The organism is Clostridium sp. UBA871 (genome assembly GCF_002295255.1).
GTDB lineage: Bacteria > Bacillota > Clostridia > Clostridiales > Clostridiaceae > Clostridium_J > Clostridium_J sulfidigenes.
Genome location: NZ_DBFV01000011.1, coordinates 733,774 through 753,944 on the forward strand (window position 1 = coordinate 733,774; position 20,171 = coordinate 753,944).

Below are 20,171 nucleotides of genomic sequence, written 5' to 3' on the forward strand. Positions count from 1 at the left end.
ATAATTATTTATAAAATATTGTAAGGGGGGCAGTTAATTGGGAAAGAAAAAAAATAAACTTTTAAGCCTAATTAGTGCATTATTATTCTTAGTAACTTATATTGTTATGCCAAGTATAAGTGTTTATGCAGTAGAAATAGCTATTAATAATAATGAAGATACAACAATACTCCTTTCAGAAGGTTTTACAGGAGCTAGAAAGAATGTAAAACCAGAAGGAGAAGGATGGACAATTACAAGAAATGGGGAAAAAGCTACTGTACTAGATGGATATGACACAAATGGGAATTATGGTAAAACAAAACCTTCACTAGGATTTGGACGATTGAGTGGAAGTAGTACTGAAACTTTAGAAACACCAGTATTCAATTTACCTTCAACAGGAACTTTGAGTTTTTGGTATAAGGGGCAAGTTGGAAATGGTCCGATAACTTCAACTTTAAAATTAGAAGTTAAAGTTAATGAAGTGTGGCAAGAGATAAAAGGACCAGATATTACAGTTACGAGTGAAAGTACCTTTTCAGTTTCTTTAGAAAAGGGAGTTACAGCTATAAGATTTACTTTCAATAAAGCATCAGGTAACTTAGCTATAGATGATATAGAAATTTCTTGTATTGGAGGAGGAACTACAGATCCAGGAGAACCACCAATAGATCCACCAACTTCAGAGGTCATAACTATATCATCTGCTAGAGATTTAACTAATGGGGTTGAAGCTGTAGTTAGGGGAATAGTTTCCTTTAATGATAGAAATAAAACCCTTCATATTCAAGATGCTACAGGTGCAATTGCAATATCAAATAACTCCACTAAGATAGATTTAAGTGCTGCAGTTAATGGAGCCTTAGTTGAAGTTAAAGGTACCAGAGATACCTTTAAAGGATTAGCTCAACTTCAGGCTAGCGATATTAAGGTTATATCTAATAGTGGTATGCCAACTGCAGAAATTTATACTATAAAAGAGTTATTAACAGGAAAGCATGACTCAAAATATGTGGAAATAACTAATGCAGTTATAGATGTTGCAGCTAAGACCTTAACTCAAGGAGAAGATAAGTTAGACATATACTATGTACCTTCTGATATAAATGTAGTTACTGGTGACTTAGTTAATGTTAAAGGAACTATGGGGAAATACAACACAACTGTACAAATATATGGTTCATCTTGTACATTTACAAAGGTAGAAGCTCCTGACACTGAAGGGCCTATAATAAAACATGAACCAATTCTTAAAGCATCAATAGAGGAAGATTTCAAAATAACAGCTTCTATTGAAGATAATAAAGAAGTTAAAAGTGCAATGTTAAACTATAGAGTTAAGGGAGAAGAAGTCTTTAAGGCTATAAATATGACTAAAGATGAACAAGGAAATTACATGGCATTAATATCTAAAGAAGAACTGAAATTGATGGGTATAGAATATTATCTTGTGGCTGAGGATGGAACTAATATTACAAGAATTCCACAAGAAGGAGTATTTAATGTAGAAGTAACTAATGAAGATATAGTTGGACCAGAAATATATGATTTAGTGCCAGACAGTGGTGTAGGTATTGGAGATGTAGCAAGACCCGAAATAAAGGCTTCAATAAAAGATAGGACAGGAGTAGATAAAAATTCTATTAAAATATTCTTTGATGGTGAAGATGTAACTTCAAAAGCTACAATAACTTCAACATCTATTCTATACAAACCAACTACTGATTTAGACGATGGAAGTCACAGAGTAAAGATTGAAGCTAAAGATACTTTGGGGAATTATTCAAGTAAAGAATGGACTTTCAAAAAAGGTAAGTTAAGTCACTACTTCGGGCAACTTCATTCACATACTAATATTTCAGATGGAACAGGTTCTTTAGATGAAGCTTATTCTTGGGCTAAGAATCATGGAGCTGACTATTATGCAGTAACAGATCACTCAAATTGGTTTGATAATGATACAGCAGCTTCCTTAGCAGACGGTTCAGCTAGCAAAGCTTGGACAAATGCTCAGTTTACAGCGGATAAATATGATAAAGAAGATGATTTTACAGCTATATATGGATATGAAATGACTTGGTCAGGTTCTACTGGAGGGTGGGGTCATATAAATACATTTAATACACCAGGATTTGAAACCAGATCAAATAAGGCCATGGATTTACAAAACTATTACAATACATTGCAAACACAACCACAGTCAATTTCTCAATTAAATCATCCAGGTAAGACTTTTGGGGATTTTGCAGACTTTGGTTATTATAGTGAGGCTACAGACAAGGTTGTAAACTTAGTGGAAGTTGGTAATGGTGAGGGGCCAATAAGAGGTTCAGGTTATTTTCCAAGTTATGAATATTATACAAGAGCTCTTGATAAAGGATGGCATGTTGCACCAACTAATAACCAAGATAATCATAAGGGCAAGTGGTTTACAGCTAATAATGCAAGAACAGTAATTATAGCCACAGATAACTCTAGAGGAGATATATATGATTCTATAAGAAATTTAAATGTATATGCTTCAGAAGATGAGAATATGATTGTTGATTACACAGTAAATGGTAGTCTAATGGGAAGTTCCTTAGGTGAAGTAGATAAACTAAATTTTAAAGTTAATATAACTGATGATGAGACTATAAAGAAAGTATCAGTTATTTCTAATGGTGGAGTTGAGGTTGTATCTAAAGAATTTAATTCTAAAAATGTAGACTGGCAGTTTGAATTGTCTCCAGAATATACCTACTACTATTTAAAGATAGTGCAGGGTGATCAGGATATAGCTGTTACAGCACCAGTATGGGTTGGTGATAGTAGTAACTTTGGTTTAACTACAGTTACTGTAGACAATGAAATAACTTTACCTAATGAAAAGGTTCAAGTTTCTGTAGGAGTTTACAATAATGAAGCTAAGGCTTTAAAAGATGCTAAGGTGGAGTTCTTTGCAAATGAAATTAAAACAGAAAATAAAGTAGGTGAAAAAGTTATTCCTTTAGTGGAAGGAACTAAAACCGAAAATGTTCAAATAGATTGGATACCTACTAAACAAGGTGAATATACAATTTATGCTAAAGCAACAATAAATCATGAAGGCAGTGAAAAAGTATTTACTAATAGTGTAAAGGTCAAAGTTAGAAATCCAGAAAACACTTATAGAGTTGTAATAGATGGTGCTCACGTAAATCAATATGTAAGTGGAAATTATGCAGGAAAATATACAGCACTTAAGAATTTGTTACAACAGAGAAATACAATACTTTCTTTAAATAAAGAGACAATAACTGCAGATACTCTCAAGGGAGTAGATTTATTTATTCTTACAAACCCACAGAGTATTGATAAGTCAGAATATAACTTAACTAAGAGTAAGTTAGAGACAAGTGAGATAAAGGCTATTGCTGATTATGTAAAGGCTGGAGGAAATATAATAATAACTACTATTGCTGACTATAAGGATGGTGAAGGTGAATATAGCAATGATAGGCAGCTTAATCCATTACTTGAAGCTATAGGAACAGAACTTAGAATAAATGATGACCAAGTTATTGATAATACTACTAATGGTGGTCAACCTTATAGATTATACTTTAATAAATACAGTTCACCATTATACAATTTAGTATCTGGTATCGAAGATGGAAAAGAGCAATATAGCTTCTATAGTGGAGCTTCAGTTGTCCTTTCAGATGGAGCAAAGGGAGAGAAGGTAGATTTCTTAGTAAAGGGTTATGAAACTACAACTACTAGCGATGCGGATAATGCTAAAGATAACGTACCAGTAGCACAAGGAAAGGTATCAGTTATTGGAGCAGAAGAGCTAAGTAATGGTGGTAAGGTAGTAGTAGCTGGTAATACATTTTTCTCAGATTTTGAAACAGATGGGCAAAATGCAATATCTTACTCAAATATTAAAATAGTAAAAAATATTATGGGTTGGATGATGCCAGAGAAGATAGCTGAAAAAGTAAATATCAAAGATGTTAGAATAGATGCAAATAAGGACAATGTACCTGATTTACTAGGAGAAGAGTTTACTATAGAAGGTATAGTAACTTCTCAGTCAGAGGCAGTAACTCCTAAAAATTCCTTCTTTGAAGTAGTGTATATAGAAGATGAAACAGGCGGTATCTGTATATTTGGTGTATCTAAAACTCCATTAAGGGTTGGACAAAAAATTAGAGTTACAGGTACAGTAGATGCATATCAGGGTGAATTTGAAATTCAAGTTAAGGATGAAGATGCTCAAATTCAAATTATTGATGAAAACCCAGTTGATATATCTCCAGTAAAGCTTTCTACAGGAAATAGTATGATAGCTGAGAATGGTGGTAAGCTTATTCAGGTGCAAGGTAAGGTAGTTAGAATGGATAAATCTAATTTATATATTAACGATGGCACTGGAGAATCAAGGATATATGTAGAAGGATATATATGGGATGGAAAAGATGAGAGTACAAAGGGAATATGGGATAAAAATATTAAAGTTGGAGATACAGTATCAGCTATTGGACTTGGTTCAATGGATCCTGAAGGAGCAAGACTTAGAGTTAGAAATACTGGAGAAATAATATTAATTCCAAGTGAAGAAACCAATGAAAAACCAGTGATTAATGGAGCTGAAAATATAACAATAAAGGTTGGAGATAGCTTTGATCCTAAATCAGGGGTAATTGCTACTGATAAAGAGGATGGAGATATAACTTCAAAAATAGTAATTACAGGTTCAGTAGATACAAGTAAGGCTGGAGAGTATGTTTTAACCTATAGCATAACTGATAGCTTTGGAAATAATACTACTATGACAAGAAAGGTAACTGTAATAGGTAAAGAAACACCAGGTAAAGATGATAACGAAAAACCAGAAAATCCAAGTAAGCCTAATAAACCAAACAAACCAAATAATTCAGGAAACAATAATTCAAACTTACCTCAAACAGGAGGAGATAGTTCTTCAATAGTACTAATAGTTATAGCTGTTTTAGTAATTGGAGGAGGAGTAACTCTATTATTTAAGAGAAAAAACAAAGGAGAGAATACAGAGCAGAGTAAAAAATAAAATTAGACATTGAATTTAGGGGCTGACTCAAAGTAAGTTTGAAACAGCCCCTTACAATAAAATAGGTGAGAGGAGGGTTATTAATGAATATAAATAAATACAAGAAGGATATTATAACAATAACAGTAACCGTTATATTAGGAATATTAATTGTTTTTTCATCTAAACTAATATTTACTAATGGATTTTTGTTGGACAAGCTAAGTGCTGGCGTAGAATATTATGAAGCAGAAATAGTAAATGTACTTAAAGAAAATTTGCAAGATGATAAGTATATAGAGGAAATAGAACTAGGATATCAACAGGTATCAGTAAAAATATTAAATGGCCCTTATGTGGAAAATCAATATGAAATAACTAATAATGTAAGTAGACTATATAATACTGTAGTAAAAAAAGGTGACAAGGTAATAGTTGCCATGTACTTCATGGACAATAAGCTTAATGATGTGGCTATATCTAGCTTTAAGAGAAGCACTTCTTTATCTATTATGGTTATTTTATTTTTACTAGTAATATTATTGGTTGGAGGATTTAAAGGTTTAAAATCTATAGTAGCATTACTATTTACAATGATTTGCGTAATATTTTTGATGGTACCATTAATGCTAAGAGGTGTAAGTCCTATAATATCAGCTATAATAATAGCTATAATAAGTACATCAATTACCTTAGTGCTAGTATCAGGAACAAATAAGAAAACATTGTCAGCCATCTTAGGAACTTTAATAGGAGTTTTAATAGCAGGAATACTTGCCTACATATTTGGTGAAACCACAAATCTCTCAGGAATAAACATGTCAGAGGTAGAAAGTATAATGTATATAGCAGAAACGACTAATCTAAAAATAAAGGGTATATTTTTTGCAGGGATTCTTGTGTCTGCATTGGGAGCGGTTATGGATGTAGCTATGTCAATATCCTCATCTATATTTGAAATAAGTTCCATAGATAAGACTATGAGTATAAAAGCATTATTTAAAAGTGGTATGAATATTGGTAAAGATATAATAGGAACTATGGCTAATACTTTAATTTTAGCATTTGCAGGAGGAGCTATAAACATACTTATTTTATTATACTCTTCTAGTATGACAACTAATAGGTTACTGAATTTAGATATCCTTGGCACCGAACTGATTCAAGGGTTATCAGGAACTATAGGAATAATTCTAACTGTACCAGCAACAGCAATTATGGCAGCATATCTATGTAAGGCATCTTCAAAAAATAAGTAAGTCAGAATACTCGTCTATTTTGTGTTATACTGCGTCAACAGAACCCTTAGATAGTGCTACTATCTAAGGAACCTGTTTCCTTGTCTAACTCAAAATATACTTCCCATCTTTGACTTATTATTTATTTTTAGGTGCCTAAGAAAAAAATAAAATAGCTATATAGCTACATGAGTAATTCTTATATAAAGGTATCATACTAAGTAGTATTAGTATAAAAAATAGTAGATATTAAAAGGAGAGGACTTTTATGCCTTATATAAACTTTAAAGAAGAAGTGTTTAAAGGAAAAGAAGAGCTATATAAAAGAATAGAAAATAATAAGAAACTATTTAGTGAAATAAAAAATAATAAGAACAAAATTAGCATCCAACAAGATGAAAAGTATAGTTTTAGAATCATTAAAGATAGAACTATAAATAATTCTAAAACTGAAAATGAGGGGGATTTTTTAGAGATTACTGATAAAAGTATCGTATGTACTGAGTTTATAAAGTGTAAATTTTATAATATAAAATTTAAAAATTGCACATTTATGGCCTGTAGGTTCATAGAATGTGACTTTGGGGGTGGAGGAGTAATTTTTGAGAACTGTACTATGATTTTAGAAGAAATTAATAATGTACCATCACTAAATAAAAAGGATAATCTATCTTGTAGTTTTGAAAAATGTAAATTATACTGTAAATTTTTAAGCTCTAATATCACTTATTTAATAATTGATGAATGTGAACTTAAAGATACATCTTTTGAACTTACAGATATGACTAGTGCTATAATTATAAATTCTTATATGAAAAGAATTAATTTAATGGATGTGGATTTATCAGGAGGGAAAATAATATCAACTTACATTGAGGATTTAGAATTTAATGATAAATTAAAAAGCAAACTAGATCCAAAAACTTTTTTTGATAAAATTCAACCAAAGAAAAAAACAAAGACAGAGTATGAAGGAATATATACTGTATATGAAACTATTGCTGATAAATATAATGAAAATAATTTGAAGAATAACTTTGGAGAATACTATTATCTTTGTAAGAATATGCAAAGAAAAAGTTTGAAAAAACTATTACCCAAAACAATATCTTATATTTATTGGTTTACATGTGGATATGGAGAACGAATATTATATCCATTAATAAGCTCTTTAGTTTTAATATTAATTTTTGCAACTATGTATTTGATCTTGGGATATAACTCACAAAATCAAATAATTAGCTACTGGTGGAGTATAGGATTACCAAAAAACTTTAATGAATTTCTAAGTCAAGTAAATCAATGTATAAATATAAGTGTTGAGGTATTTACAGGACTAGGATCTGATAATGAAACGCCAATACCGGCTTCTTTTATAGTAGCTAATACTGAGATGATAGTTGGAGTAATTATGATGGGGGTTGGAATAGGTACCTTAACAAGAAAATTAGTAAGATAAATAAAAATTTAGTTGCGTAACAAAAGTTACAGACCTATTATAGAAATCTAGTTATAATTAAGCTATATTAAATATAGTTTAATTTAAATTTGGTGTTAAAATTAAACAAAAGATAAGTGTGATAAAAAATATAATTTTGAAAAATATGATAAATTAGATTAAATAATAGGTTTAGGAGGATTTGTTATGAAGAGAAAAATAATTAAGATCCATGAGGAAAAGTGTAATGGCTGCGGATTATGTGTTACGGCTTGTCATGAAAAAGCTATAGAATTAGTCGATGGAAAGGCAAAACTTGTTAGCGATATATATTGTGATGGATTAGGAGATTGCTTACCCAATTGTCCTACAGCAGCTATAGAGATTATAGAAAGAGAAGCGGATGAATATGATGATGATGCAGTAAAGGCAAGAATTTTAGAATTAGATAATAAGTCTAAAGAGATTAAAGATATAAATATTGGTGGGGAAGAAAAGTTGCCATGTGGATGTCCTGGAACAATGGCTAAAACTATTGAAAGAAAACCAATAATCACTATGGAAACTATGCCTAAAAAAAGAGAGAATACTACTGAAAACAACTCTGAGCTTATGCAATGGCCAGTGCAATTGAACTTAATAAATACTAGTGCGCCATATCTAAAGGATGCTAACTTATTAGTAGCAGCAGATTGTACAGCTTATGCTTACGGAAATTTCCATAGAGACTTTATGAAGGATAAAGTTACAGTAATAGGATGTCCAAAACTTGATGACAATGAACATTATAAGAATAAATTAACTGAAATACTTAAGAAGAACAATATAAAGAGTATAACTGTAGTTAGAATGGAAGTGCCATGCTGCTCAGGAATAGTAGCTTCAGTTAAAAGTGCCATGCTTCAAGCACAAATAATAGTTCCTTACAAAGAAGTAACCATTGGAACTAATGGTGATATAATAGAGTGATAATTGAATATATTTTAAGTGTGGAGCTATCTATAAATTTGTTAACTTAATAGATTTATAGATAGCTTTTATTATTGCATAAATATTTATAAATTTTAAAGAGGGGTAATAGAAAATTAATGGATTAAAAAGATAATATAATGTATAGTAAATGTAAAGATGAAAAAATCCATAGGGAGGAAATAAGTACCTATGTCAAATTCAATAATAACAAAAAAAGCATTAGCTAAATCTTTGAAGGAATTAATGAATTCTATACCGTTAAATAAGATAGCTGTTAAAGAGATAGTTAATAACTGTGGATTAAATAGACAAACATTTTACTATCATTTTCAAGATATATACAATCTACTGGAATGGATTTATGAAACAGAAGCCGTAGAAAGCATATCACAATACAGAAGTTATAACACCTGGACTGACGGATTTCAAAAGATTTTCAACTATATAGAAAGCAATAGAAGATTTTGCATGAATACTTTAAATTCTTTAGGAAAGAATCACCTAGATTCATATCTTTACACAGTTACTTATGATTTAATTATTGGAGTAGTTAATGAAGTTTCTCAGAATATGAGAGCTACAGAAGACAATAAAAAGTTTATTGCAAATTTTTATACTTTAGCATTTACAGGTTTGGTAATTCAGTGGATGAATGGTGGAATGAAGGAAGATTCTCATAAGATTATTGAAAAGTTAAGTGAATTAGTAGAGGGTAACTTTATGAGAGCTTTAGAGAGATATGAAAAGGATGCATAATAAATATATCCATCATGCATCCTTTAAAACTTATATATTCTTTAAAGTATTAGTGTAATTATAAAATATTTCATATAACTATGATTTAAAAGTTACTTTAGTTTATTACCATTTTCATCAATGTAAAACCACTGATTATCTAATTTTACAGATATGGGGGCTATATCCCCGAAGGAAGGAGTGATTTCATCATATATGATATCTGTAAACTTATTAGAGGATTTATTATAAAGCCCCCATTTATTATCTTTACTTACTAAAAAGATATTTTCAGTGTAGGGGTCAATAATATTATATTCGCATTTTAAAATTTCTTTTTGGGTTTTATCTATAAGCCCCCATTTACCATTTAGGCATACTTGAAATATATTTCTAGATGAATCAATATTATAAACCTCATCATAAATAGGAGGAACTACCTCAATTCCATTAGAAGCTAAGATACCACATTTGCTTGACTTATAAATGGTAGCAAAGCCATCATAGAATGGATAAATTTCAGTATAGTCTGTGTTAAGTATAATTTCACCTTGTTTATTTATAAATACATTCTTACGTTTACCATCTTCATCTACATAGCTAGCAGCAAACATATTATCTCCTGAACCTAATTCTATGTATTCAAACTTAGGTTCAAAGAGCAATTCTCCTTTAGTATTCATAAGAGCAACCTTGTTATCTAAGGAAGCTACCAAAATATCACTTTCCCAAAAGGAGTTTATATAATCATATTTAAATGGAATTACAACATCACCATTCTTGTCTATACATCCAGTCTTACCATCAAGATATACTGTAGCTAGTCCATTAATAAATGAATCAGCCCCATCGTAAATAGGTTTAATTATCATTTTATCTTTAGTATTTATATAACCAAACTTTCCATCTATATCTACAGGAGCTAAATCATCATTGAAGCTTAAGTAATAAGAATATTTAGGTTCTACTATAGTTTTACTTTCTAGATTTACAAAACCAAATTTTCCATTACTTTCAAGATGAACTATAGAATTGTTAGGCATTATGGCAGTATACTTGGGCTCTACCTTTAAATTAGTATTTAAAACTATAAAGCCTTGGTAATTGTTTTCTGTTATAATGGCTATATTTTCCTCTCCACAATTATATATTGAAATTGGGGTTTCAGATACGAAATCAACTACTATATTGTTTTTAAAGTCTATACAACCATACTTACTGTTCTTTTTAACAGAAATGAGAGTATCAGATATAATAGTAGCTTCTTCATAATCAAAAGGAATTATCACATTATTTTTTTTATCAATAGCACCCCAAAATCCATCTTTTTTTACAGGGGCTATATTGTTATAAAATGAATGTGTTTCGTCATAGGTTGGAGTTATAACTAGATTTTCTTCTGTATCAATAAATCCCCAAAGACCTCTAAGTTTAACTGCTGCTAGGCCATCAGTGAAAGAGGAGGCTTCTTCATATTTATTATTGTTATTACAACCACTTAGAACAACACAGAAAATTAATAATACTATTAATAGAATTTTGTTTAAAATCTTCATATGTCCTCCTTTTAAAATATTATTTACTATATTTTAACATTATATTTTCTATAGATATACAAGATTTGGCAAAAAAATAAAAAATGCAGTATTATGTAAAATACCGCATTTTGGCTATATATTAGATGTAAATCTATTTTCTTTTATTAGATATTTCAATGTTTACTTTTCTTTTACCAAACATTTTTCCTTTAGAATTCTCTAATATTATATTTACAAGATTGCTAGGTACATCAACAAAGGAGAACTTATCAAGGATATCAATTCTTCCAATTTCTTTACCTTTAACACCGGCAGTGTTATCTAAAAATTCAATAACATCTTTAGCTCTGGCCTTGTCGAGCTTACCTATAGATAAGAATAATCTTGTTGTATCATCTACATCTACAGACTCTTCAGCATAGTTACAATTTAATTCTTTATCAAACATTAGTTTTAGTAAAGAAGCAGTAACATCTTCAGCACCATACTCATTTATTAGCTCTTTAGCCATAGGTAAGAATGTATTGTATGAGTCTTCTTGTAATACATTCCCAATGTTTTCTATTAAACTTCCAGATTTAGCAGAGAATATATCAGCTAAAGTAGGAATGTCTTTTTTTACTATTTTACTTTTAGTATGATTTTCTATTTGTCTTATAAAAGAAACTTCTTTTCTTGAAGCAAAGCTATAAGCAATACCTTCTTTATTAGCTCTTCCAGTTCTTCCTATTCTATGCACATAAGATTCTATATCTTGTGGCAAGTCATAGTTAATAACATGAGTAACATCTTCAACATCAATTCCACGAGCTGCAACATCAGTAGCTACAAGAAAATGTAGTTGTCCGCTCTTGAATTTAGCTAATGTGTTCATTCTTTGGCTTTGTTTCATATCTCCGTGCATACCTTCAACACTATAGCCTTTACCATGTAAAGCATCAACTAATTCATCTACACCTTTTTTAGTTTTACAGAACATTATTGTTGTAGTTGGATTATCTACGTCTAAAATTCTACAAAGTGAATCAAATTTATTAGATGAGTTAACTAAAAAGTATGATTGTTGTATTTTGGATACAGTCATGGATTTTTTAGCTATTACAATATGTTGAGCATCAGGTTTCATGTAATTTTTAGATAGGTTTTTTATTGGTCTTGGCATTGTAGCAGAGAATAAAAGCGTTTGTCTTTCCTCATTTAAGTTAGATAGGATACTTTCAATATCCTCAATAAATCCCATGTTTAACATTTCGTCAGCTTCGTCTAAAACTAAGAATTTAACATTTTGAAGTTTTAATGTTCTTCTATTAATGTGATCTAATATTCTTCCAGGAGTTCCAACTACAATATCTACTCCTCTTTTTAGAGCAGCAAGTTGTCTGTCAAAGGATTGACCACCATAGATTGGTAGGATTTTATACTTTTCATACTTACACAATTTCAAAAGTTCTTCGCTAACCTGAATAGCTAATTCTCTTGTTGGAGCTAATATTAAGGTTTGGATAGCTCCACCCTTAGGACCCATGTTGCTAAGAATAGGTGCTCCGAAGGCAAGGGTTTTACCAGTTCCTGTTTGCGCTTGACCTATTATATCGTAACCTTGTAAACTTACAGGAATGCTTTTCTCTTGTATATCACTAGGATTTTCAAAGTTTAAGTCATTTATAGACTTTAATATGGAATCCTTAAGTCCAAGTTCTTCAAATTTAGTTTTTATCATTCATATTCCTCTTCTCTTTTTTCTTTAAATACATCTAATAGTAACACAGTAAATCCATAATAGCAATTGTAAACTGAAATTTTATCTCTAAGTATTTATCCCTAAGTATAATGAAATAAATAAAAATTATGCAGGTGGAAATATAAAACTCTATTACATTTATAGAAAATCATATATTATATTATGTGTAGATATAATTAGAATTATAGGTATAATTATATATAGATATTTTAAATTAAGGAGAATATATGAAAAAATTTTTATTTGATACAATGGAAACATATTTGGAAAATGGACTTAGGTTAATAACTATAAAAAAAGAAACCCAAATAGCTTCTTTAAATATCGGAGTTATGGTTGGAGCTGTTTGTGAAGAAAATCAAGAACGTGGTATATCTCATTTTATAGAGCATATGCTTTTTAAGGGAACTGTAAATAGAGATAATGAAAAATTAAATAGTGATTTAGAAAATTTAGGTGGAGAGTATAATGCTTATACAGATTATATGTCCACTGTTTTTAATACTACTACTTTAAACGAAGAATTAGATGTAAGTTTAGAATTGATTAGTGACTTACTTCAACATCCTACTTTTTTAGAGGAACACATTGAGAAGGAAAGAGGAGTAATATTAGCAGAATTAAGAAGTGGTAAGGATGATGTAGAAGATTTATCTTTTCAAAAAATAAATGATATGGCATTTACTCATAGTCCATTAAAAGTTGATGTAATAGGAAAAGAAGAGATTGTAAAGTCAATTAGTAGAGAAGATTTGATAAGATATTATAATAATCACTATGTTTCTAATAATACAGTGATAACAGCGGTATCATCTTATGAACATGAATATGTAATAGAGTTAGTTAAAAAATATTTTAGTCAGTGGAAAAGAAAAAAAGTAAGTAAGCCTATTTTAAATTTTGAAAAAAATAAAGACAAAATTAAGATTACGCATAGAGATAATATGGAGCAGAGTACAATAATATATTTATATACATTTAATGATCTAACTAAGAAGGAAGAGTTAGCTTTAAGAATATTAAATCACAAGTTTGGAGAGAGTTCTAATTCTATATTATTTAGAGAACTTAGAGAAGATAGGGGACTTGCTTATGATATTTATACAAGTCTTGACTTAACAAACAACTTGAAAACTTTATATATCTATGCAGCAGTAGCACCAGAGGATGTTGATGCAACTATAGAAACCATAAATAATTGTATAGAAAAAATTAAAGAGGAAATAATTGTATTTGATGGTAATACTATAAATTTAATGAAAAAGGTGTTTAAGACTGCTATAGCTTCTACTTTAGAGGATTCAACAGATTTAGGAAATTATGTAGTACATCAGGCTATGGAAGAGGATAATTTATATCAATTTAATGAAGATATGGAGAATTTGAATTATATAGTAGCTCAAGATTTATATGAAGTAGCTAAGAAGGTACTAAATAAGCCTACAATTCATGTGCTTCTATGTGATAGGGAGTAAGGTATAAAATTTCTATAGATGATGGGAAGGAAGAACAGTGAGTAAAATAATTACTAAGATTGAAGCCCAAAAGAAAAAGGATAACAGAGTAAATATATTTATAAATGGTGAATTTGCCTTTGGATGTAGCAGTGAGTTAGTATATTATCATAATTTATCTAAGGGAAAAGAAATTAATATTGAAGACCTAAAGAAAGTTATAGGTGAAGATAATTTTCTTACAGCAAAGACAAAGGCTTTAAAGTATATTGAGAGAGCTCTAAAGAGTGAGTTTCAAGTGAGAGAATTTCTACAAAGGAAAGAATATGAAGATAGTGTCATAGACAGAGTTTTGGAATTTCTAAAGGCATATAAATTTATTGATGACGAATATTATGCAAAAGCTTTTGTAACACAAAATATTAGAATAGAAGGCAAAGGAAACATTAGATATAAACTTATAAAAAAGGGTATATCTGAGGAAATGATAAATAACATACTAAATGAAATTTCTTCTAAGGATGAAGAAACAGTGGCTTTAAAGCTAGCAGAAAAAAAACTTAAAGTGCTATGTAAAAATGAAGGCAATATAGTAAAAATAAAAAGTAAACTTAATACTTTTTTAATATCTAAGGGATATAATTTTGATACTATTAAATCAGTAGTAAATAAATTAGAAATCAAGGAAAAAGAAAATATAGAGGTCTTTAGGTCAGATGGTTATAATCAGGTTAAGGAAAATCAATGGGATGAACTTCTCAGTATTGCAGAGAAAAGATATGAACGCCTTAGCAAGTCAGAAGAGGATGCAATTAAAATAAAGAAAAAATTACAGGATTTCCTTTTAAGAAAGGGTTATAATTACAGCGATATCAAAACTGTATTAAACAAGATTATTAAAGGTGAAGATCCCTATTATTAAATCTAGAAGAAAATCTAACAGGAGAGAAAAGGAGGGATAGAATGGAATTTTTAGAGGAGTATAATATAAATATTGTTTCATTAGTATTGGTTATAGCATTTGTATATCCTGTAATAATGGGCATTGTATTTAAATTGAAAAGTAAAAGCATGGTGGTTACAATTAAGGGTGTATTAACTTCTATGGCAATGGTTTGTTCAATAATACTAACTACTGTGGTGGTAAAAAATGTGTTTGCATTAGATAAGTATGGATTAGTTGAATATATATCCTCAAAGATTTCTCCATCCTTTGCTTATCTTATTACTAAATCTAAGCTATTTAATGGGATTATACTATTGTTTACATTCTTAATTATTTATCAGATATTTAAAGCCCTTATAGAATTTATTAGCAGGACTACTTTATATCCAGCTTCAGATGCCATTGATACCAGTATTAGAAATACAGGCAGAGGTACTAGAGCTTTATTAGGAGGAATGTTTCAAATTCCTAAGGCTATATGTTATATGATAATATTATCAGCACTACTTAGCTATGCATCAATTTTTTTAAATAATCCAAAGCTAGATAATAAATTAAATTCATCTACCATATATAGTTATATTAATAAAAAGATTATAGAGCCTGTTACGGATTCTGAGATAGCTAAAAGTTTCCCCAATATATTAGAGAATTCATTTAAAGTAGTAGATGAGAAAAATAATATAGTAGATGATGTAAATGGATATCTTCAAGGGGTAGTTTTTTATAATGGAGTAACATTAGATGAGGGAATAAGATCTAATGAGATCATAGATAATACTGCGTTAAGTATAACTAGTAAGTATGATAACGATTATGATAAAGCAAGATCTTTATATGAATGGATAGGGAATGCTATAATTTATGATGATGATAAGGCTACAGAAGTTATGAATAATCCCATACCTACAGAGATTAATTCTGGAGCCATAAATACTTTTAATACAGGAAAAGGTGTTTGCTTTGACTATGCATGTTTATATGTTGCAATGTGTAAAGCAAATGATATACCAGTAAGACTAATTGTAGGAGAAGGTTATAATGGAATGTCTTGGGTTAGTCACTCATGGAATGAAGTGTATATAAAGGAAATGGATAAATGGGTAAATGTGGATTCAACTTTTTATAATGCAGGGAATTATTTTGATAATGATACCTTTAATTCAGAGCATAGAAATAGAAAAATCGCAGGAGAATGGAAGTAAAAATTTAATTAAAACTTAAGTTTTAATTAGTCTTTTATATTAGATTTATATAACTTTTATATTATAAAGTTTGTATTATGAAATTAAAATAATAGTTAAATATAAAAAAACAAGCTTATATGCTTGTTTTTTTATATTTAGAAAGTATGAAACTTATGGCCTTTTCACATTCAGTATCCGTATTATCTATGGACCATGCAGTATTAAAATAATTTAGGGCCTTTTTATTTTCATCCATCATTACATGACAATAAGCAAGGTTGAAATAATATTTACTTTCTTTTCGTAGATTCAAAGCTCTATGAATAAGAGGTATTGCAGCCTTATAGTTTTTTAGTTTAATAAAACATACAGCAGAATTATAAAATGAAGGTGCTTCATATTCCTTTAACTCTGCAGATTTTTTATACATATCAATAGCATTTTTATAGTCCTTAAGTTTATATAAATCATTACCTTGTGCAAAATAATTCAAGGAAAAGACCTCCTAATTAGTACTTTATCTTAATATTTTCCATTTTGTTCTAAAATATACTATAACATTTATAAATTTATGTAAATTATATTTTGAAATTTGTATTGACAAAAGAGTTGTATTGTATATAATATTATAAAAGAGAAATATATATAATACATAATAAATTGACTGTGATGAAGAGGAGTAAGAATATGAAATATTAAGAGAGGAAAATCCATGGGCTGAAAGGTTTTCTATAGGAAGTATTTTGAAGGTAGCTTCGGAGTTGCTTTAGCGAAATTAAGTAGCTAGAGACGGTGGTTCCTCATCGTTAAAATTAAGAGAGTCTTAAAAGTAATTTTGAGAAATAAAGGTGGTAACGCGCGCTGTCGTCCTTTGGGGTGATAGCGCTTTTTTTTATTAATTTTATACTAATCTATTAAATTACCCTAGTATTAAGTATATTAATAAATGTAATGCTAATTTCTGTGTAATAGTTTAGTTAAGGTTTTGTACATTATAGCTACTAAGAACTGTAATTGTTAGAACAAGTAATCAAAAGTAAAAAATAAAAACATATAGAAGGGCAGGTAATAACAATGGATGAAAATAACAATATAGCAAAGAATTATGATCCTAAAGAGTTTGAAGAAAGACTATATAAGTGGTGGGAAGAAAGTGGATTTTTTACTCCACAAGTAGATAAAAATAAAAAGCCATATACAGTAATAATGCCACCACCGAATATCACAGGACAACTGCACCTTGGTCATGCTTTAGATAACACTCTTCAAGATATACTTATAAGAACTAAGAGAATGCAAGGGTATAGCACATTATGGCTTCCGGGAGAAGACCATGCAAGTATAGCTACTGAAGTAAGAGTTGAAAAAGCTTTACTTGCAAAAGGAATTAAAAAGAAGGAAATTGGTAGAGAGGCATTTTTAGAAAAGGTTTGGGAATGGACAGAGGAATATAGAGATAGAATTAAAACTCAACTTAAAAAAATGGGTTGTTCTGCTGATTTTACAAGAGAAGCTTTTACTATGGATGAAAATTTAAGTAAGGCTGTTAGAGAAGTTTTTGTTAAATTATACAAAGATGGTCTTATATATCAAGGAAATAGAATTACAAACTGGTGTCCTAAATGTATGACTGCTATCTCAGATGCGGAGATTGAATATGAAGAGCAAGGAGGACATTTCTGGCACATAAATTACCCTGTAATAGGTATTGATGAAGTAGTTGAAATTGCTACAACAAGGCCAGAAACTTTACTTGGAGATACTGCAGTAGCAGTTAATCCTAAGGATGAAAGATATGCTCACCTAGTTGGTAAGAAACTTAGGTTACCATTAGTGAATAGAGAAATTCAAGTTGTTGCCGATGACTATGTAGATATGGAATTTGGAACAGGTTGTGTTAAGATAACTCCAGCTCATGACCCTAATGATTATCAAGTAGGTAAGAGGCATAACTTAGATGAAGTTGTAGTTTTGGAGGAAAATGGAACTATATCTGAAGGTTATGGAAAGTATTCAGGACTTGAGAGATATGAAGCTCGAAAGCTTATTATAAAAGATTTGGAAGAACACGGATATTTAGTTAAGATTAAAGAGCATAGTCACAATGTAGGAACTCATGATAGATGTGGATGTACTATTGAGCCAATGCTTTCTAAGCAATGGTATGTAAAAATGGATACTCTTGCAGCACCAGCAATTAAGGCCGTAAAAGAAAAAGATATAAAATTCATTCCAGAAAGATTTGAAAAAATCTACTATAACTGGATGGAAAATATTCAAGATTGGTGTATTTCAAGACAATTATGGTGGGGACATAGAATTCCAGTTTGGTACTGTAAAGATTGTGGAGAGATAATAGTTGATACAGAAGCTCCAACTCATTGCAGTAAGTGTAGATCTACAAATCTAGAGCAAGATAAAGACGTTTTAGATACTTGGTTTAGTTCAGCCCTATGGCCATTCTCAACATTAGGTTGGCCTGGTGATACAGAGGATTTAAAATATTTTTATCCAACAAGTACATTGGTTACTGGTGGAGATATTATATTCTTCTGGGTTGCAAGAATGATATTCTCAGGTTTGTACAACATGGATGAAGTACCATTTAAAACAGTATTTTTCCATGGTATGGTTAGAGATGATCAAGGCAGAAAGATGTCTAAGTCTTTAGATAACGGTGTTGATCCACTAGAAGTTATAGAAAATTATGGAGCAGATGCTCTAAGATTTTCCATTGTTACTGGTAATGCTCCAGGAAGTGATATAAGATTCTATGAATCAAGAGTTGAGGCAGCAAGAAACTTTGCTAATAAGATTTGGAATGCATCAAGATTTGTTATGATGTACAATGATGAAGTTCTTATAGAGAAATATAAAGATTGTAAAAACTATTCTGTAGCCGACAGATGGATATTATCAAGACTTAACAATATAGTTAAAGAAGTTACAGAGAATATAGAAAAATATGAAATCGGTATTGCACTTCAGAAGGTTCATGACTTTATGTGGACTGAATTCTGTGATTGGTATATAGAAATTGCTAAACCATCTCTATATAGTGATAATGAAGAAGTTAAAGGAATAGCTTTAAATGTTCTTAATAAAGTTTTAGTTTCAGGATTAAAATTACTTCATCCAGTAATGCCATATATCACAGAAGAGATTTATACTCACTTAACTAAAGAAAGTGAATCTATTACAATTGCTAAATGGCCAGAGTTTGAAGCTGATTTAGAAGATTTCAAAGCAGAAGAATATATGAATTATATTATAGATGCCATAAGAAATACAAGAAATGCAAGAACAGAAATGAATGTACCACCTTCAAGAAAGGCTAAAACATATATATATGCAACTGAAGCAGCAGAAGCTTTTAAAGAAGGAAAAGTTTACTTTGAAAAATTAGCATCTGCTAGTGAAGTTATAATCTTAAACGCTAAAGAAGAAGCACCAGAAAATATAGTATCTGTAGTTTCAAAGGGCGCAGAGATTTACATGCCACTTTTAGAGTTAGTAGATGTAGAGAAAGAACTTGAAAGATTAAACAAAGAAAAAGCTAAATTACAAGGAGAAATTGAAAGAGTAGAGAAAAAACTTGCTAATGAAAGATTTGTTTCTAAAGCTCCAGCTGAGGTTGTTGAAGAGGAAAAAACTAAGGGTGAAAAGTACAGAGAAATGTATAATTCCGTATTAGAGAGTATAGAAAAGTTACAATAAAAAACATTTAAGAATGTTTATATAAAAATAAATTTTAATATTAATAAATAGAAGGATATCTAAAAGTGTATAGACTATATATTTTATTTATAGTCTTATACTTTTCAGATATCCTTTTTAATATTGATAATTACTAGTGTGATATAGTTGAGTATGGATATGTAATGAGGTAAAATAGGTTATGAAATTAG

12 protein-coding genes and 1 other annotated feature are annotated in these 20,171 nt (G+C 29.8%); of the genes, 9 read left to right on the forward strand and 3 right to left on the reverse strand.

Going from position 1 to position 20,171, the window contains the following annotated elements; all coding sequences use genetic code 11:
- Positions 1-37 precede the first annotated feature (37 nt).
- The 5 genes from B3086_RS16580 (at position 38) to dhaS (ending at position 9,418) form a co-directional block, all read left to right on the forward strand.
- A complete protein-coding gene (locus B3086_RS16580) occupies positions 38-5,035 on the forward strand; it encodes a CehA/McbA family metallohydrolase (protein WP_346893944.1) in 4,998 nt (1,665 codons plus the stop codon).
- A gap of 83 nt (positions 5,036-5,118) precedes the next feature.
- Positions 5,119-6,273, forward strand: a complete 1,155-nt coding sequence (locus tag B3086_RS16585) for a YibE/F family protein (protein WP_346848566.1) — start codon at positions 5,119-5,121, stop codon at positions 6,271-6,273.
- Positions 6,274-6,520: 247 nt separating this feature from the next.
- On the forward strand, positions 6,521-7,711 hold the full coding sequence (locus B3086_RS16590; RefSeq protein WP_346893946.1) for a pentapeptide repeat-containing protein: 1,191 nt from the start codon (positions 6,521-6,523) through the stop codon (positions 7,709-7,711).
- Between the two features lie 186 nt (positions 7,712-7,897).
- Positions 7,898-8,659, forward strand: coding sequence for a 4Fe-4S dicluster domain-containing protein (locus B3086_RS16595; RefSeq protein ID WP_346848568.1), 762 nt, complete (start codon positions 7,898-7,900; stop codon positions 8,657-8,659).
- A 192-nt stretch (positions 8,660-8,851) separates the two neighbouring features.
- Positions 8,852-9,418 carry a dihydroxyacetone kinase transcriptional activator DhaS gene (dhaS, locus tag B3086_RS16600; RefSeq protein WP_346893948.1) on the forward strand — a complete coding sequence of 189 codons (567 nt, stop codon included), beginning with the start codon at positions 8,852-8,854 and terminating at the stop codon, positions 9,416-9,418.
- 92 nt (positions 9,419-9,510) lie between these two features.
- Here dhaS and B3086_RS16605 read toward each other — a convergent pair whose 3' ends face one another.
- Positions 9,511-10,953 carry a WG repeat-containing protein gene (locus tag B3086_RS16605; RefSeq protein WP_346893950.1) on the reverse strand — a complete coding sequence of 481 codons (1,443 nt, stop codon included), beginning with the start codon at positions 10,951-10,953 and terminating at the stop codon, positions 9,511-9,513.
- 133 nt (positions 10,954-11,086) lie between these two features.
- On the reverse strand, positions 11,087-12,655 hold the full coding sequence (locus B3086_RS16610; RefSeq protein ID WP_035133090.1) for a DEAD/DEAH box helicase: 1,569 nt from the start codon (positions 12,653-12,655) through the stop codon (positions 11,087-11,089).
- 248 nt (positions 12,656-12,903) lie between these two features.
- Between B3086_RS16610 and B3086_RS16615 the strand changes: the two genes are divergently transcribed.
- The 3 genes from B3086_RS16615 to B3086_RS16625 are packed head-to-tail and all read left to right on the forward strand — an operon-like array spanning position 12,904 to position 16,281.
- On the forward strand, positions 12,904-14,151 hold the full coding sequence (locus B3086_RS16615; RefSeq protein ID WP_346893952.1) for a pitrilysin family protein: 1,248 nt from the start codon (positions 12,904-12,906) through the stop codon (positions 14,149-14,151).
- A 37-nt stretch (positions 14,152-14,188) separates the two neighbouring features.
- Positions 14,189-15,052, forward strand: a complete 864-nt coding sequence (recX, locus tag B3086_RS16620) for a recombination regulator RecX (RefSeq protein ID WP_346893954.1) — start codon at positions 14,189-14,191, stop codon at positions 15,050-15,052.
- A gap of 41 nt (positions 15,053-15,093) precedes the next feature.
- Positions 15,094-16,281, forward strand: coding sequence for a transglutaminase-like domain-containing protein (locus B3086_RS16625; RefSeq protein ID WP_346848572.1), 1,188 nt, complete (start codon positions 15,094-15,096; stop codon positions 16,279-16,281).
- A gap of 115 nt (positions 16,282-16,396) precedes the next feature.
- On the opposite strand, the gene B3086_RS16630 is transcribed toward B3086_RS16625, so the two are convergent.
- A complete protein-coding gene (locus B3086_RS16630; protein WP_035133086.1) occupies positions 16,397-16,756 on the reverse strand; it encodes a tetratricopeptide repeat protein in 360 nt (119 codons plus the stop codon).
- A 164-nt stretch (positions 16,757-16,920) separates the two neighbouring features.
- Positions 16,921-17,138: a binding site (T-box leader), on the forward strand.
- A gap of 199 nt (positions 17,139-17,337) precedes the next feature.
- Here B3086_RS16630 and B3086_RS16635 point away from each other — a divergent pair.
- On the forward strand, positions 17,338-19,980 hold the full coding sequence (locus B3086_RS16635) for a valine--tRNA ligase (RefSeq protein WP_346893956.1): 2,643 nt from the start codon (positions 17,338-17,340) through the stop codon (positions 19,978-19,980).
- The last annotated feature ends 191 nt before the right edge of the window (positions 19,981-20,171 follow it).

Coding starts and splice junctions, on each gene's coding strand:
- B3086_RS16585 (WP_346848566.1), top strand. CDS start 5,119: ATGAATATAAATAAATACAAGAAGGATATTATAACAATAACAGTAACC.
- B3086_RS16590 (WP_346893946.1), top strand. CDS start 6,521: ATGCCTTATATAAACTTTAAAGAAGAAGTGTTTAAAGGAAAAGAAGAG.
- B3086_RS16595 (WP_346848568.1), top strand. CDS start 7,898: ATGAAGAGAAAAATAATTAAGATCCATGAGGAAAAGTGTAATGGCTGC.
- dhaS (WP_346893948.1), top strand. CDS start 8,852: ATGTCAAATTCAATAATAACAAAAAAAGCATTAGCTAAATCTTTGAAG.
- B3086_RS16605 (WP_346893950.1), bottom strand. CDS start 10,953: ATGAAGATTTTAAACAAAATTCTATTAATAGTATTATTAATTTTCTGT.
- B3086_RS16610 (WP_035133090.1), bottom strand. CDS start 12,655: ATGATAAAAACTAAATTTGAAGAACTTGGACTTAAGGATTCCATATTA.
- B3086_RS16615 (WP_346893952.1), top strand. CDS start 12,904: ATGAAAAAATTTTTATTTGATACAATGGAAACATATTTGGAAAATGGA.
- B3086_RS16625 (WP_346848572.1), top strand. CDS start 15,094: ATGGAATTTTTAGAGGAGTATAATATAAATATTGTTTCATTAGTATTG.
- B3086_RS16635 (WP_346893956.1), top strand. CDS start 17,338: ATGGATGAAAATAACAATATAGCAAAGAATTATGATCCTAAAGAGTTT.